The following is a 13424-nucleotide window of genomic DNA, read 5'->3' as shown; positions in this document are numbered from 1 at the left end:
TTGCGCATGGCTGTGCTCAGGTTACAGTGGTGGTAATTAACCGTTGCGACGACTATCTTCTGGTCATCAAGAAATGAAACGAAGATGAGGTAAAGCAATGTTTGAACCGATCAGAAAGTTCGCCCGCGCTCTTCGCGCTCCGACCGCTCAGGAACGTGAAATGGCCTATCTTAATGGCTCGCATGACCGTATCGATCTTGAATATCGTCAGCGCCAGGTCGATCGCGGCATCTTCCGCAGCCGCTAATCGCTGAGATATACTTGACGCAAGGAAGGGGGCGTTATGCATGATCCACGCCCCTCGAAAGAAAAGAAGAATAGACGGCCTGTTTGTTAAGCGGTTCCATTTGCCGCTCTTGTCATGGTCATGTGCGCTGCACTAAATACCGGCCATGTTGTTTCGTCGTCGCAAACCTGCGGGATTTATGGAAAAGCTGCGAGAGCTCGTATGGCCTCGCAAGGGTTTTCTGCGCCCGCCAAGATATCTCATGATGCGCGTCCTGCGCCTGACTGCCTCGCCGCATGCCGTTGCGGTCGGCGTCGCTGCGGGTGTCTTCGTTTCGTGGACACCCTTTATCGGCGTGCATTTCATCATGGCCTTCGTCATCACCTATTTCCTGTCGGGGAATATGGTGGCGGCAGCCCTTGGCTGTGCTGCATTCGGCAATCCGCTGACCTATCCGTTTATCTGGGGCATCACCTGGGAAGTCGGTCACCTGCTGCTCAGCCGGCAGGACCAGATGGACGGGCAGTCGATCAATCTCGCCGAGCTGTTCCAGAAACTGCATTTCACGGAACTCTGGAAGCCGGTGCTGGAGCCGATGCTGATTGGCGCCATCCCGCCCGCGACCGTTACTTCGGTTGCGCTTTATGTGCTGACATTCTACACCGTCCGGGGTTTTCAGGCGCGCCGACGCGCCCGGCTGATGGAGCGTGCGCGGCTTCGGATCGCCGATCCCGCCGCCGATCTGCCGACCGTCTGAGCCCGAAGCAGAATCATTCCGAAAGGCTTTTCGCATGATCATCGGCATTGGCAGCGACCTCATCGACATCAGACGCGTGGAGAAATCCATCGAGCGTTTCGGTGACCGCTTCACGCATCGCTGTTTCACCGAGGTCGAGCGTGCTCGCTCGGATCGCCGCGCCAACCGCGCCGAATCCTACGCCAAGCGTTTTGCCGCCAAGGAGGCTTGTTCCAAGGCGCTCGGCACGGGGCTTTCGCAGGGGGTTTTCTGGAAGGATATGGGCGTCGTCAACCTGCCGAGCGGCAAGCCGACGATGCAGCTGACGGGTGGTGCCGCAACCGTGCTGCAGGCTCTGCTGCCGGCAGGTCACAAGGCCGCCATTCATTTGACAATAACCGATGATTATCCCTTGGCTCAGGCTTTTGTGATCATCGAAGCGCTGCCGGATGCCGTATGATAGCGACCTCTCGTCGCTTTTAATGCCGTCGTTATTGCCGCCATCGGCCGAAGCCGCTAGAGAGAACATCAGAACGAAATGCGCCTTTATGGCGTCTTGAAGGAATAAGACTGCGTGTCCGAAAAAGTCGAAGCCAAGCCGAACGCCCTCTGGGAAAATATCAAGGTCATCATCCAGGCTCTGATCCTGGCGATGGTTATCAGGACTGTATTGTTCCAGCCCTTTACCATTCCCTCGGGCTCGATGATGCCGACACTGCTGGTCGGTGACTATATCTTCGTCAACAAGTTTGCTTACGGCTATTCGAAATATTCGCTGCCTTTCTCGCCTGACATTTTCAGCGGCCGCATTTTGGGTTCCGATCCGAAGCGCGGCGACATCGTCGTTTTCCGTTTCCCGCCGAATCCTGATGTCGATTACATCAAGCGCGTCGTCGGCCTGCCGGGCGATCATATCCAGGTTACCGACGGTATTCTCTATATCAACGGCAAGCCGGTTCCGAAGGTGCCGGACGGTACCTTCAACTCCGATTATAAGCTCGATCCGGGCCAGGACGTGCCGGTATTCCGCGAGACGCTGGACACTGGCAAGACTTACGACACGCTCGATCAGTCGCCGGTCTCGCGCGGCGACAACACCCGCGAGTTCATCGTTCCGGAAGGCCATTATTTCATGATGGGCGACAACCGCGACAACTCGCTCGACAGCCGCTTCGATGTCGGCTTCGTCCCCGCGGAAAACCTTGTCGGCCGCGCCAGCGTTATCTTCTTCTCGCTCGGCAACGACACGTCCTTCCGCGAAATCTGGAAATGGCCGACCAATATGCGCTGGGACCGCCTCTTCAAGGTTGTTGAATGAGCAAGGCGCAGACGCTCTCAGCGGCGGACCGCGCAAAGCTTGAAACCCTGATCGGGCATGAATTTGCCGAAAAGGAACGTCTGGACCGCGCGCTGACCCATGCCAGCGCGCGTACCGACAAGGGCAATTACGAGCGGCTTGAATTTCTCGGCGACAGGGTTCTCGGACTCAGCATCGCCGAGTTGCTGTTCCGCACGTTCGGGACTGCGGCGGAAGGCGAACTTTCGGTGCGGTTGAACCAGCTCGTCAGCGCCGAAACCTGCGCGGCGGTTGCAGACGAACTCAATCTCCATCTTTACATCCGTACCGGCGCCGACGTGAAAAAGCTCACCGGCAAGCGCATGATGAACGTGCGGGCCGATGTCGTCGAAAGCCTGATTGCCGCTCTCTATCTCGATGGCGGCCTGGAGGTCGCCCGTCGTTTCATCCTGCGGTACTGGGAAGGCAGGGCCGTGCGGGCCGATGGCGCCCGCCGTGACGCGAAAACCGAGCTGCAGGAATGGTCGCACGCCAAATTTGGCGTCACGCCCGTCTACCGGGTTGAGGAACGCAGCGGACCGGATCATGATCCGCGCTTCAGGGTGACTGTAGAAGTTGCTGGCGTTACACCGGAAACGGGAGTAGAGCGCTCCAAACGCGCCGCAGAACAGGTCGCTGCTACGAAAATGCTCGAGCGCGAAGGCATTTGGCAGCCGACGTCTGCCGGAAACTGACGGGATCAATGACAGAAGAAAACGAAATGGCAGCCGAGAACGCTGCCGAAAGCAGTCCGACGCATTCCGGCTTTGTCGCCCTCATCGGACCGACCAATGCCGGCAAGTCGACGCTGGTCAACCGCCTCGTTGGCGCCAAGGTATCGATCGTCAGCCACAAGGTGCAGACGACACGTGCCATTGTGCGCGGCATTGCCATCCACAACAATGCGCAGATCGTCTTCATGGATACGCCCGGCATCTTCAAGCCGCGCCGCCGCCTCGATCGCGCCATGGTGACGTCGGCCTGGGGCGGCGCCAAGGATGCCGACTTCATCATGCTGCTGATCGATAGCGAGCGCGGCCTGCGTGGCGATGCAGAGGCGATCCTCGAAGGCCTCAAGAATGTTCCGCAACCGAAGCTCCTTGCGCTCAACAAGGTCGATCGCGTCAATCGCGAAAGCCTGCTGGCGCTTGCCGCTGCAGCAAACGAGAAGATCGCCTTCGAGCAGACCTTCATGATCTCGGCTGAAAACGGTTCCGGCTGCGACGACGTCATGGATTATCTGGCAAAGACCTTGCCGGAAGGCCCCTGGTATTATCCGGAAGATCAGATCTCCGATCTGCCGATGCGCCAGCTTGCCGCCGAGATCACCCGCGAAAAGCTGTTCCTGCGCCTGCATCAGGAGCTTCCCTATTCCTCGCATGTCGAGACCGAAAAGTGGGAAGAGCGCAAGGATGGCTCCGTGCGCATCGAACAGGTCATCTATGTCGAGCGCGACAGCCAGAAGAAGATTGCACTCGGCAAGGGCGGCGAAACCATCAAGGCGATCTCTTCCGCCTCCCGCCGTGAACTGTCTGAAATCCTTGAACAGCCAGTCCATCTGTTCCTGTTCGTCAAGGTGCGCGAAAACTGGGGCGATGATCCCGAACGCTTTCGTGAGATGGGTCTCGACTTCCCGCGTTAAAGCATGTCGCGCAAAAGTGTGCAGCGGTTTGTGATAACAACATGCGGAAAGCAAAGTGACAAGAAAACCGGCAAGCGGGCTCCAGCTCCTTGTTTCCGTGTAAAAATTGCTGCCTGTTCCAAGGAACAAATCGGCCTGTCTGCGCATTGACCTGCCAACGGCGCTGCACCCTGCAGCGCCGGTTTTTGCGATGGCAGGGACAAGATGGCGACGGCAAAACCTACCCATTCCTTCAAGACACCCTGCGAGCAGTGTCCGTTGCGGCCATTACCGCATTTCCGGGAGTTCGACCGTGACGAACTGGAATTCGTCTCGAAGTTCAAGAGGGGGGAACTGGCCGTCGATGCCGGGGCGACCATCCTTGTCGAAGGCGCTCATAGCGCCCACCTCTTCACCGTGCTCTCCGGCTGGGGCTTCCGTTACAAGATGCTGGAGGATGGCCGCCGGCAGATCCTGAATTACGTCATGCCGGGCGACCTGGTCGGTCTGCAGGGCACGATCATGGGCGAGATGCAGCACTCCGTAGAGGCTTTATCGCCGGTAACGCTCTGCGTCTTCGAGCGCGATAAGCTGATGTCTCTCTATAACAAGCACGCTTCGCTGGCCTTCGACATCACCTGGATAGCGGCGCAGGAAGAACGGATACTCGACGAACACCTGTTGAGCATAGGACGCCGCACCGCGCTTGAAAGAGCCGCGTATCTGATCGCCTTCCTCTTCGAACGCGCACGGAAATTCGGCCTTTTCAATGGCCGCAATGTCATCCCGATCACGCAGCAGCACATTGCCGATACGCTCGGCCTTTCGATCGTTCACACCAACAAGACACTAAAAAAGCTCGCCGCGCGAAGCCTCATCCGCTGGCAGGAGCGCGGCTGCGATGTGCTGGACGGAGAAGGTCTGATGCAGGTGGCGGGCTGGGAAGGGTTGCGCGAAGGAAAGCGGCCTTTCATCTAAAGCACGTCGCGCAAAACTGTGCAGCGGTTTTGCGAAAATGACATGCGTCAAACAAAGCCTCGAAGCGTGGCAAGCGAATCTGAAAGATCGCGACACGCTTTGGAGTTTCCTGCTAGGATTGGTCAGCCTTGATGTCTTTTTTAAATGCAAAGCGATGCCGGAAAAAATAGAGTCGCGTCATCTTTCCCCGATTTTCGTTTTATCGACGGGAGGCGAAAATGTGGCTATCCAGTTCTGGTGGGCAACCACCGTCAACGGTCCAGGCGGGGCACCGACGGAATGATGTTTGCAAAAAGGTCGAAGCGCTGCAATGCTTGCGCTTCACGAGGGGCATGGAGATCATGAACGCAAGAACCCGTGTTCTGGTCCTGGAAGACAGTCTGATCATCGCCATGGAGGCGGAGGATATTCTGCGCCTGGTCGGCGCCGATACCATCGATATCGCCAATAGCCTCGATCAGGCCAGGGACGCAATCCAAGTCGCAGATTACGATTTCGCGCTTCTCGATGTGAATCTGGGTGAGGCGCTGAGTTTCGATTTCGCGCGCGATCTGTCGCAGGCCAATATTCCCTTCGGCTTCGTCAGCGGCTATTCCGATACACAGGATTTCCCGACAGACCTTCAGGACGTGCCGCTTCTCGTCAAGCCTTTCGACGAGAATGCGATGCGCGACTTCCTCCAGAAGCTTTTTCCATCGCCAGCGGAATGACATAGTTCTAGCCGTGCTTTAGAATGAATCGGCAGACTGAAGGACGGTTTTCCGATGCAATGGCAGGACCAGGCGATCATTCTTGGCGTCAAGCGCCACGGCGAGACGAGTGTCATCGCCGAGGTGATGACACGTGAGCGCGGCCGTCATCTCGGTCTCGTCCGTTCCGGCCGCTCGCGGACCATGCAGCCGGTGCTGCAGCCCGGCAACGAGGTGGAAGTCACTTGGCGTGCCCGGCTGGATGAACATCTCGGTGAATTCCGCCTCGAACCGGTGAAGCTGCGCGCCGCGCGGCTGATGGAGACGGCAACCGCCGTCTATGGCGTGCAGGCGATGGGAGCCCTCTTGCGTCTGCTGCCGGAGCGCGATCCGCATCCGCATCTCTTCGAGGCGCTGGAAGTCATTCTCGACCATCTCCACAATCCCGCCGATGCCGGCGAGCTTTTCGTCCGCTTCGAACTCGCAGTGCTGAACGATCTCGGTTTCGGCCTCGACCTCTCGGAATGTGCGGCGACCGGTACCCGCGCCGATCTTGCCTATGTCTCGCCGAAATCCGGCCGTGCCGTCAGCCGCAGTGCCGGAGAACCCTGGGCCGACAAGATGCTGCTTTTGCCGCATTTCCTGAGTACGCAAGAAAACCACGCAGCCGATCTTGAAGGCCTTACGACGGCATTCCGTCTGACTGGATTCTTTCTGCACCGCCATGTCTACGAGCCGCGTGGTCTGGAGGCTTCGGCGGCGCGTGAGGGCTTCGTTCAGGCAGCACTCAGGGCACTGAACCCGACCCCCCGGACGCTTTCCCCGCCGGATGAACTTTCTGCCTGACGGCTTTTCATCTCTGCAAAACAGTCTTCAATTTTGGCGGTTTACCCCCATGCGTGGGCCTCCTATCTCTCCTTGGATCGAACGCTCAAGGAGGAAGCCATGCTGACGAAGCCCGACACATCGACCACCATCAAGCTCTGGAACGGGCAGGAGATCCCCCGCCTCGGCATGGGCTGCTGGGCGATCGGCGGCCCGTTCTTTGCCGGCGAGACGCCGCTCGGCTGGGGCGAGGTGGACGATAATGAATCCATTGCAGCCATCAACCGTGCGATCGATCTTGGCATCCGCTTCTTCGATACGGCCTCGAACTACGGTGCCGGCCATTCGGAAGAGGTCCTGGGACAGGCGATCGGCAATCGCGCCGATATCGTCATCGCGACCAAATTCGGCTTTGCCACCAATCCGGAGACGAAGCAGGCGACCGGCGCCTTTGCCGATCCGGCCTTCATCCGCCAGTCCGTCGAGACGTCGCTGGGCCGGCTGAAGCGTGAGCGTCTCGATCTCCTGCAATTCCATCTCAATGATTTTCCGCTGGAACAGTCCGACGAAGTCTTCGATACGCTGCAGGCCCTGCGGGTGGAGGGCAAGATCGACGCTATCGGCTGGAGCACGGATTTCCCCGATCGTGCCGCCCGCCATGCCGGCCGGCCGGGTTTCGTCTCGATCCAGCATACGATGAACGTCTTCGAGCCCGTGCCTCAGATGATCGATGTGGTCGAAAGGAACGATCTGATCTCCATCAATCGCGGTCCGCTTGCCATGGGCCTGCTGACAGGCAAGTTCACGCCGGAAAAGGCCGTCGGTGCCAAGGATGTACGCGGTGCCGCACTCGAATGGATGGTCTATTTTAGAGATGGCCGTATCGCGCCCGAATTCGCAGCAAGGCTCGATGCCGTGCGCAGCCTTCTCATATCGGATGGACGCACGCTGACCCAGGGCGCTCTCGCCTGGCTCTGGGCGCGTTCGCCGCGCACCCTGCCCATTCCTGGTTTCCGGACGGTTGCGCAGGTCGAGGAAAATGCCGGCGCGCTGGAAAAGGGCCCGCTGCCTTCTGATGTGATGGCAGAGATCGACACGGCGCTGGCCCGCGTCTGAGGCCAGAAAAGGCCAAGGCCTATGCTCGGGCGCGAACCTTGAAGGCCCAGCCCTCCGGCCGGGCCTCGATGACCTTTACCTGGTCGCCGATCGTGACCCTGCCGGTGCCACGCGGGGTGACGTTCCAGCCGAAAAGCGGGCCGGGCACGCGCCGGTCGCCCGACATGCGGATGCGGCCCATGGCGGGCATGGGGTTCGCCACCTCGCGTGAACCCGTCAACTGGTCCTGCGTCGTCATGATGCAACGGGCGCAGGGCTTGACGAGGTCGAAGCGGATACCGGCAATCTCGATTGCCGCCCAGCGGTCCTCTGCCCAGGCTTCATCCGTGTCTATGACGACATTCGGCCGGAAGCGCTCCATTCCGACGCCGCCTTCGGCATGGGCCGAGAGGTCGGCGTTCAGTGCCTTCAGCGATCCAGTCGTCGTCACCAGGATCTGGTAGCCGTCAGAAAAGGTTACCGGTGTGTCTCCGCCTGCCCATTCGGCATTGGCCGTTCGTTGAGCCTGACCGTCGAAGAAGACGAGCTTCACTTCGCGACCGAGCCATTCCGAAAGCCTGGCATTGCTGTCGTCGTCGGCTAGCGCTGCGCTGACAGGTGATCTCCAGACGATGACGTCGAGCCGCCGGTCCGGATGCGGCGGCGGCACGGCAATCTCCGGCTTGCCCTGCATCAGCAGCCGAAAAGCGCCGGCCTCGGGCCGCACGTCGATGCGGGCGAGCGCAGGCAGCTCGCGTTGCGTGATGAAATGTCCGTCCGCGTCCGTCACCATGGCACGCCGGTCCCCGGGCAGACCGTAGGCATCGATCTCGGTAGAGGGCAGGGCGATACCGCGGGCGCTCTTGAGCGGGTAGATGAAGAGATCGCTGACACGCATCATAGGCTCCTAGATTTCGTCCATAAATGCCGCGAGGAAGTCGCGCAGGCTCCTGTCGCGGGCCGCTGCCAGTTCACGGCCGGTCCGGGTCTGGAAACCATCCGCCAGTTTGAACAGCTTCGTCTGGAAATGGTCAATCGCATAACGCTTGTCGTCGAGCGGACGGCCCTCGGCGGCAGGATCGAAAGGATCGTAGAGTCCCGATCCGAGCCGCCCGGCAATATAGAAACAGCGCGCCGCGCCGACCATGCCGATGGCATCCAGCCTGTCCGCATCCTGCAGGATCTTCGCTTCCAGCGTTTCCGGCGGCACATTCGCCGAGAAGCTGTGCGCCGTCACAGCATGGGCGACATCGGCGATATCCTCATCGCCCCATCCAAGCTCTTTCAATATCCGCGAAGCTTTTTCTGCTGCGAGCGCAGAGGCCTGGGCGCGCAACGGCGAATTCTTCTCGACGGCGACGCAATCATGCAGCAGCACGGCAGCGGCCAACACACGGCCCTTGCCGCCTTCCGCGGCGTGGATGCGCATGGCATTGCGGAAGACACGCAGAATATGGGCGAGGTCGTGAGACCCGTCGTCACCCTCGGTCGCATGTGGAATGAGCTCCACAGCCAGAGACTCGTGGGGAGAGAAGGCTTCGGCCTTGAACATTGTCGTCACCGGTTTTCAAAGGGTTCGTATCCAGTCGATAACCGCTTGGACAGCGAGTCGCAATGTTTCGAAATCAGTACCGGAGCTTGGCGAACGGCGTAGCGCCGCCATTCTTCTTCGGCGGCATGGAAAGCATGCGGGCTACGTCGCCAAAGGGTTTCGGGGGGCTGATATAATAGCCCTGGATCTCGTCGCATTCCTCGTATTCGAGCAGCGCCATCTGCTCTGCGGTTTCCACGCCCTCCGCGGTCACGCGCATGCCGAGCGCATCGCCGAGCAGGATGATCGCGCGCATGATCGCATGTGCTTCCTTATTCTCGACGATGTCGTTCACGAAGGACTTGTCGATCTTGATCTTGTCGAAGGGGAAACTCGAAAGGTAGCTCAGCGACGAATAACCGGTTCCGAAATCGTCCATGGAGATGCGAATGCCGCGTTCCCTGAGCGCATGCAGGATCGGCAAGGCCTCATCGAGATTTTCCATCAGCACGCTTTCGGTGATCTCGAGTTCGAGACGTGACGGCGAGAGTTCTGCGGCGGCAAGCGCTTCATTGACATCCCGCGGCAGGTCGCTGCTGCTGAACTGGATGGCCGAGACATTGACGGCGATCTTGATATCTTCCGGCCATTGCGCTGCATCGTTGCAGGCGCGGCGCAAAACCCAACGGCCGATATCGACGATGAGGCCGACCTCTTCGGCAAGCGGGATGAATTCCATCGGCGTGACTCGGCCGCGCACCGGATGATTCCAACGGATCAGCGCCTCGAAGCCGCAGATGCGATGCTGCGTCAGGTCGTAGAGCGGCTGGTAGTGAAGCTCGAATTCCTCGTTCTGTACGGCGGCGCGCAGATCGGCCTCCAGCGCATGGCGGGCCTGCATCTTCTCCTCCATCTCGCCGCTGAAGAAGCGCTCGTGGCGGCGTCCGTCCGCCTTGGCGTGGGAAAGGGCGACTGCCGCGTTACGCAGCAGCTTGTCGGTCTCGGTGGCATCGTCAGGGGCGATCGAAATGCCCATGGAAACAGTGAGTTCTACCTGCTTGTCGCCGCGAAAGAAGGGTTCGCTGAGCTCACGGCGGATCTGGTCGGCGAGGGCGGTGATGTTCCACGGCTGCTGGCGGTGCGTCTGCAGGATCGCGAATTCGTCCGAGCCGAGACGAGCAAGGATATTTTCCGAGCCGGCCGAGGCGCGGATTCTCTCCGCGACCTGCTGCAGGATCTTGTCGCCGGCCGACACACCCAGGGTATTGTTGATCGACTTGAACCGGTCGAGATTGAGATGCACGAGCGCGATCTGCTCATCGTCCTTGCGCTCGGCAAGGGCGGCATCGAGCTGCTCGCGGAAGCGAATGCGGTTCGGCAGGCCGGTGAGCGGATCGTGATGTGCGAGATAGGTGATGCGCTCGGCGGCCTTGCGGTCTTCTGTGATATCGGCATGGATGGCGATATTGCTGCCATCGGCAAGGATGGTGACGACGCTCTGGATGATGCGGCCATCATCCATCATCCATTCGCGCCTGCGGATGCGCCCTGCCTTCGAAGAGGCTTCCTGGCCTCGCTTTTTGCGGTGCGTCCCGGTGTTGGCGTGCTCCGTGCCGCGCGTTTTGCTCATCAGGTCGGCAATCGCCGTACCGGGTGTGATATCGCTTTCGGTAAAGCCGAAGAGCTGGCGGAAGCGCAGGTTGGAAAGGGTCAGCCGCTGATCCGCATCGAACACGCTGAGGCCGAGTGGCAGGTTGTTCAGCACGATTTCGAAGAGCTTGCGTTGTTCCGCAAGCGCCTGCGTGGTGGAAGTGATCGTGTTCTTCAATTCGCGGTTTTCGGTGAGCAGCGTCTCAGCGCTATGCTCGATTTCGTCATATTCGCTTTCATGGCTGCGATAGGTCGCGATCACGAGCTCCATCAGATGCTCTGCATCGATCGATCCGTCCTGGTTGACGGCCTGCGTGCACTGTTGCCAGAAAAGCGTCTGGGCTTTCATGCGCACCCCCCGCGGGACGGTTGCGATGAAAGCATGGCAATAGGCGAAGGCGTCTTCGATTGGCAAGGATGCCATATCGCGCCGGACATAAAAAAGACCTTTCTGAAATGACTGCAAGAATCAATTTTTATAAGCAACAAGCGGCCATTTTCGGCAACTCGCATGCGGTATATTCTACCTCCCCGATTAATAATCGGTTGCAACTTCACGACCCTTTATAGCTAGCCGGCAATTTGTTTGTATCTCGCAAACTACTGAAATACCGAAGGAACCTGGCTTACCGAGGGAAATTGAAAGCGCCGCTGATACGGGTAGTTACACTTTGTCAATCATAGTTAATCAACGGTTAACAGCTTATTGACCAGAAGCCCAAATCAGTTTAGTCAATGGGTCAAGCCCGATCTTTCCCACCCGTGTATTGCGTACAGACTCTCACCGGAAGAAGCGGTGAACGGAGGTTTGTATGACTGCTCTTTCATCAGTTTCAGACATCTCTTATGCATATTTGGCAACGCTCTCGCGGCTTGATGCCAATGGCGACGGCGTGCTGAGCCGCACGGAACGTGCGGCAGATAAGAAACCCGGCATCATCCGGGAATTTCTCGAAGAGGATAATTCGGGCAATACGCAGCCGAAATATCCGAGCAGCCTCGTCGCTCTCATGATGGAATACAGCGACAACGGCTCGGCGACCGGCACGGCCGTTCCCTATGCGCTGCAGCAGAGTGCCCCTGATGGCGATGACCAGGCGATGCAGGCCTATCGCAATACCTACGGCGAATTCGATCTCGGTATCGCAGCCTGAGCGTTGGTCGCTAGCTGCACTAGTCTGGAGCCGGCCTTGTGGCCGGCTTTTTCTTGCCTTTTATGCAGGCAGGAACACCTTCCCTTATGAGGCGTTGGGACACAGTCCCCGAAACGGAAGGAAACCCGATGAAAATCATATGCACCATCGCTGCCCTCGGCCTGCTTGCGGCTGCGTCCCAAGGCCTTGCCCAGGACAAGCAGACGGCGACGGCAAATTTCATCGGCCCTGACGGCAAGGAGTCCGGCCGTGCCACGCTGACCGCCGCGGCCAATGGTGGTGTCTTCATCGAGGCGGAAATCTCAGGCCTGCCCGTCAACAAGTGGGTCGCCTTCCACATCCACGAAACCGGCCGCTGCGATGCTGCAACCCATCACGAATCGGCCGGTGGTCATTTCAATCCGACCAAGGCCGAGCATGGCTTCCTCGCCACCAAGGGACCACATGCCGGTGACATGCCGAACCAGTATGTCGGTCAGGACGGCATCCTGCGCGCGCAGGTCTTCGACACCATGATCTCGCTCGACGGCAAGGAGGATGGTGTGCGTGGCCGCGCGCTGATGGTGCATGCGGAATCCGATGACTATCGAAGCCAGCCCTCAGGCGGCGCCGGCGACAGGATTGCCTGCGGTGTGATTGAATAAGCAGTAGGGCTATGTCTGCGGGGACGCCCTCGGCGTCCTCTTGCGGCCCGGAGCGTTGACGGGTGCTTCTTCCAAGGCTGGCTCTATAGTGGGAGCGTTCGAAGGCTGCGCTGGGGCTGAGGTATCATCCACCTCTCCCATCTTGTCGAAGGCGAGTTTGACGCGCTTGATCATGTCACGGCTGAGGCTCCACCAGTCGCCGGTCGATGCCCAGTAGCGCAATGTCATGCTGACCGCGCTGTCGCTGAGACTATCGATGAAGACACTTGGTGCCGGCGTTTTGAGCACTCGTTTGTCGGCTGTCGCAAGCTTCATCAGTGTTTCCATTGCGAGGTCGAGATCGTCTTTGTGCGTAATGCTGATCTTCAGATCATTCTGCCGGGTTGGCTGGCGGCTGTAGTTTGTGATCGGCGTATTCCAGAGGATCGAATTCGGCGCCAGGCGATAGAGGCCGTCCCCCGTCTTCAGTTCCGTGGCGAAAAGGCCGATCTCGAGCACCGTCCCGGTCACACTGCTTGTCTCGATATACTCCCCGACGCGGAAGGGGCGCAGCACGAGCAGCATGATGCCGGCTGCGATATTCTGCAACGTGCCCTGCAGCGCCAGACCGACGGCAAGGCCGGCGGCGCCGAGAGTGGCGATAATCGATGCCGTCTGCACGCCGAACTGCCCGAGAACGGTGACAAAGACCAGCACCAGCAGCGCATAGCGCACGACATTGGTGAAGAAACGGGCAAGCGTCTCGTCGATGCCGCGCACGCGCGAGATGCCCTCATAGGCCCAGCGGCTGATGAGGCTCGCCGTCACCCAGCCGACGATGAGCAGGATGATCGCGCCCAGGATGGAGAAAGAATATTGTACGGCAAGCGCGCTCGCCTGATCGAGCGCCGAACGGGTTGCAATGATAAGGTCGGAGGCCTGCTGTTCCATCATATGCTC

General features: G+C 59.3%; 17 protein-coding genes. 13 read left to right on the top strand and 4 right to left on the bottom strand.

Translation table 11 applies throughout. The features are described from left to right. Positions 1–97 precede the first annotated feature (97 nt). The 11 genes from AC1DNW_RS02915 to AC1DNW_RS02865 all read left to right on the top strand — a co-directional run bounded on the left by AC1DNW_RS02915 (position 98) and on the right by AC1DNW_RS02865 (position 7527). Positions 98–247, top strand: coding sequence for a DUF3563 family protein (locus AC1DNW_RS02915; protein WP_113295187.1), 150 nt, complete (start codon positions 98–100; stop codon positions 245–247). A 145-nt stretch (positions 248–392) separates the two neighbouring features. Continuing rightward, positions 393–983, top strand: a complete 591-nt coding sequence (locus AC1DNW_RS02910; protein ID WP_113295188.1) for a DUF2062 domain-containing protein — start codon at positions 393–395, stop codon at positions 981–983. Between the two features lie 34 nt (positions 984–1017). Continuing rightward, on the top strand, positions 1018–1422 hold the full coding sequence (gene acpS, locus AC1DNW_RS02905; RefSeq protein ID WP_113295189.1) for a holo-ACP synthase: 405 nt from the start codon (positions 1018–1020) through the stop codon (positions 1420–1422). Positions 1423–1536: 114 nt separating this feature from the next. Further along, positions 1537–2280: a signal peptidase I gene (gene lepB / locus AC1DNW_RS02900; RefSeq protein ID WP_113295190.1), complete on the top strand. Its 744-nt coding sequence runs from the start codon at positions 1537–1539 to the stop codon at positions 2278–2280. Beyond that, on the top strand, positions 2277–2993 hold the full coding sequence (gene rnc, locus AC1DNW_RS02895) for a ribonuclease III (protein WP_113295191.1): 717 nt from the start codon (positions 2277–2279) through the stop codon (positions 2991–2993). Before lepB ends, rnc begins: the two co-directional genes overlap by 4 nt. 8 nt (positions 2994–3001) lie before the next feature. Then, a complete protein-coding gene (gene era / locus AC1DNW_RS02890) occupies positions 3002–3940 on the top strand; it encodes a GTPase Era (protein ID WP_113295192.1) in 939 nt (312 codons plus the stop codon). Between the two features lie 204 nt (positions 3941–4144). Then, a complete protein-coding gene (locus AC1DNW_RS02885) occupies positions 4145–4897 on the top strand; it encodes a Crp/Fnr family transcriptional regulator (RefSeq protein WP_113295193.1) in 753 nt (250 codons plus the stop codon). Positions 4898–4934: 37 nt separating this feature from the next. Then, positions 4935–5180, top strand: a complete 246-nt coding sequence (locus AC1DNW_RS02880; protein ID WP_162748623.1) for a hypothetical protein — start codon at positions 4935–4937, stop codon at positions 5178–5180. A gap of 58 nt (positions 5181–5238) precedes the next feature. Then, the gene (locus tag AC1DNW_RS02875; RefSeq protein WP_477832845.1) at positions 5239–5607 is read left to right on the top strand and encodes a response regulator; all 369 of its coding nucleotides are present in this window, start codon (positions 5239–5241) and stop codon (positions 5605–5607) included. 54 nt (positions 5608–5661) lie between these two features. Continuing rightward, positions 5662–6432, top strand: a complete 771-nt coding sequence (recO, locus tag AC1DNW_RS02870) for a DNA repair protein RecO (RefSeq protein ID WP_113311457.1) — start codon at positions 5662–5664, stop codon at positions 6430–6432. A 99-nt stretch (positions 6433–6531) separates the two neighbouring features. Continuing rightward, positions 6532–7527 (top strand): aldo/keto reductase, encoded by a 996-nt coding sequence (locus AC1DNW_RS02865; RefSeq protein ID WP_113311456.1) that lies wholly within the window; start codon positions 6532–6534, stop codon positions 7525–7527. 19 nt (positions 7528–7546) lie between these two features. Here AC1DNW_RS02865 and AC1DNW_RS02860 read toward each other — a convergent pair whose 3' ends face one another. From AC1DNW_RS02860 to AC1DNW_RS02850, 3 genes are all read right to left on the bottom strand, one after another. Next, the gene (locus AC1DNW_RS02860; RefSeq protein ID WP_113311504.1) at positions 7547–8404 is read right to left on the bottom strand and encodes an MOSC domain-containing protein; all 858 of its coding nucleotides are present in this window, start codon (positions 8402–8404) and stop codon (positions 7547–7549) included. 9 nt (positions 8405–8413) lie between these two features. Next, a complete protein-coding gene (locus AC1DNW_RS02855; protein ID WP_113311455.1) occupies positions 8414–9058 on the bottom strand; it encodes an HD domain-containing protein in 645 nt (214 codons plus the stop codon). Between the two features lie 73 nt (positions 9059–9131). After that, complete coding sequence (locus AC1DNW_RS02850) at positions 9132–11036, bottom strand: EAL domain-containing protein (protein WP_113311503.1); 1905 nt, start codon at positions 11034–11036, stop codon at positions 9132–9134. A gap of 463 nt (positions 11037–11499) precedes the next feature. On the opposite strand from AC1DNW_RS02850, the gene AC1DNW_RS02845 reads away from it, so the two are divergent. Both AC1DNW_RS02845 and AC1DNW_RS02840 read left to right on the top strand, forming a co-directional pair. Further along, positions 11500–11841 carry a hypothetical protein gene (locus AC1DNW_RS02845; RefSeq protein ID WP_113311454.1) on the top strand — a complete coding sequence of 114 codons (342 nt, stop codon included), beginning with the start codon at positions 11500–11502 and terminating at the stop codon, positions 11839–11841. A gap of 128 nt (positions 11842–11969) precedes the next feature. Continuing rightward, positions 11970–12485: a superoxide dismutase family protein gene (locus AC1DNW_RS02840; protein ID WP_477851839.1), complete on the top strand. Its 516-nt coding sequence runs from the start codon at positions 11970–11972 to the stop codon at positions 12483–12485. Between the two features lie 9 nt (positions 12486–12494). Here AC1DNW_RS02840 and AC1DNW_RS02835 read toward each other — a convergent pair whose 3' ends face one another. After that, positions 12495–13415, bottom strand: coding sequence for a mechanosensitive ion channel domain-containing protein (locus AC1DNW_RS02835; protein WP_113311502.1), 921 nt, complete (start codon positions 13413–13415; stop codon positions 12495–12497). Positions 13416–13424 lie beyond the last annotated feature (9 nt).

It is taken from the genome of Rhizobium sp. 05L429 (genome assembly GCF_056397645.1).
The sequence above is the reverse complement of the archived record's forward strand: the minus strand, read 5'-3'. Positions and strand labels throughout refer to the sequence as shown.

Excerpts from the sequence above, each read along its gene's own strand:
- AC1DNW_RS02915 (WP_113295187.1), top strand. The coding sequence starts at position 98 with ATGTTTGAACCGATCAGAAAGTTCGCCCGCGCTCTTCGCGCTCCGACC.
- AC1DNW_RS02910 (WP_113295188.1), top strand. The coding sequence starts at position 393 with ATGTTGTTTCGTCGTCGCAAACCTGCGGGATTTATGGAAAAGCTGCGA.
- acpS (WP_113295189.1), top strand. The coding sequence starts at position 1,018 with ATGATCATCGGCATTGGCAGCGACCTCATCGACATCAGACGCGTGGAG.
- rnc (WP_113295191.1), top strand. The coding sequence starts at position 2,277 with ATGAGCAAGGCGCAGACGCTCTCAGCGGCGGACCGCGCAAAGCTTGAA.
- era (WP_113295192.1), top strand. The coding sequence starts at position 3,002 with ATGACAGAAGAAAACGAAATGGCAGCCGAGAACGCTGCCGAAAGCAGT.
- AC1DNW_RS02885 (WP_113295193.1), top strand. The coding sequence starts at position 4,145 with ATGGCGACGGCAAAACCTACCCATTCCTTCAAGACACCCTGCGAGCAG.
- AC1DNW_RS02880 (WP_162748623.1), top strand. The coding sequence starts at position 4,935 with ATGACATGCGTCAAACAAAGCCTCGAAGCGTGGCAAGCGAATCTGAAA.
- AC1DNW_RS02875 (WP_477832845.1), top strand. The coding sequence starts at position 5,239 with ATGAACGCAAGAACCCGTGTTCTGGTCCTGGAAGACAGTCTGATCATC.
- recO (WP_113311457.1), top strand. The coding sequence starts at position 5,662 with ATGCAATGGCAGGACCAGGCGATCATTCTTGGCGTCAAGCGCCACGGC.
- AC1DNW_RS02865 (WP_113311456.1), top strand. The coding sequence starts at position 6,532 with ATGCTGACGAAGCCCGACACATCGACCACCATCAAGCTCTGGAACGGG.
- AC1DNW_RS02860 (WP_113311504.1), bottom strand. The coding sequence starts at position 8,404 with ATGCGTGTCAGCGATCTCTTCATCTACCCGCTCAAGAGCGCCCGCGGT.
- AC1DNW_RS02855 (WP_113311455.1), bottom strand. The coding sequence starts at position 9,058 with ATGTTCAAGGCCGAAGCCTTCTCTCCCCACGAGTCTCTGGCTGTGGAG.
- AC1DNW_RS02850 (WP_113311503.1), bottom strand. The coding sequence starts at position 11,036 with ATGAAAGCCCAGACGCTTTTCTGGCAACAGTGCACGCAGGCCGTCAAC.
- AC1DNW_RS02845 (WP_113311454.1), top strand. The coding sequence starts at position 11,500 with ATGACTGCTCTTTCATCAGTTTCAGACATCTCTTATGCATATTTGGCA.
- AC1DNW_RS02840 (WP_477851839.1), top strand. The coding sequence starts at position 11,970 with ATGAAAATCATATGCACCATCGCTGCCCTCGGCCTGCTTGCGGCTGCG.
- AC1DNW_RS02835 (WP_113311502.1), bottom strand. The coding sequence starts at position 13,415 with ATGGAACAGCAGGCCTCCGACCTTATCATTGCAACCCGTTCGGCGCTC.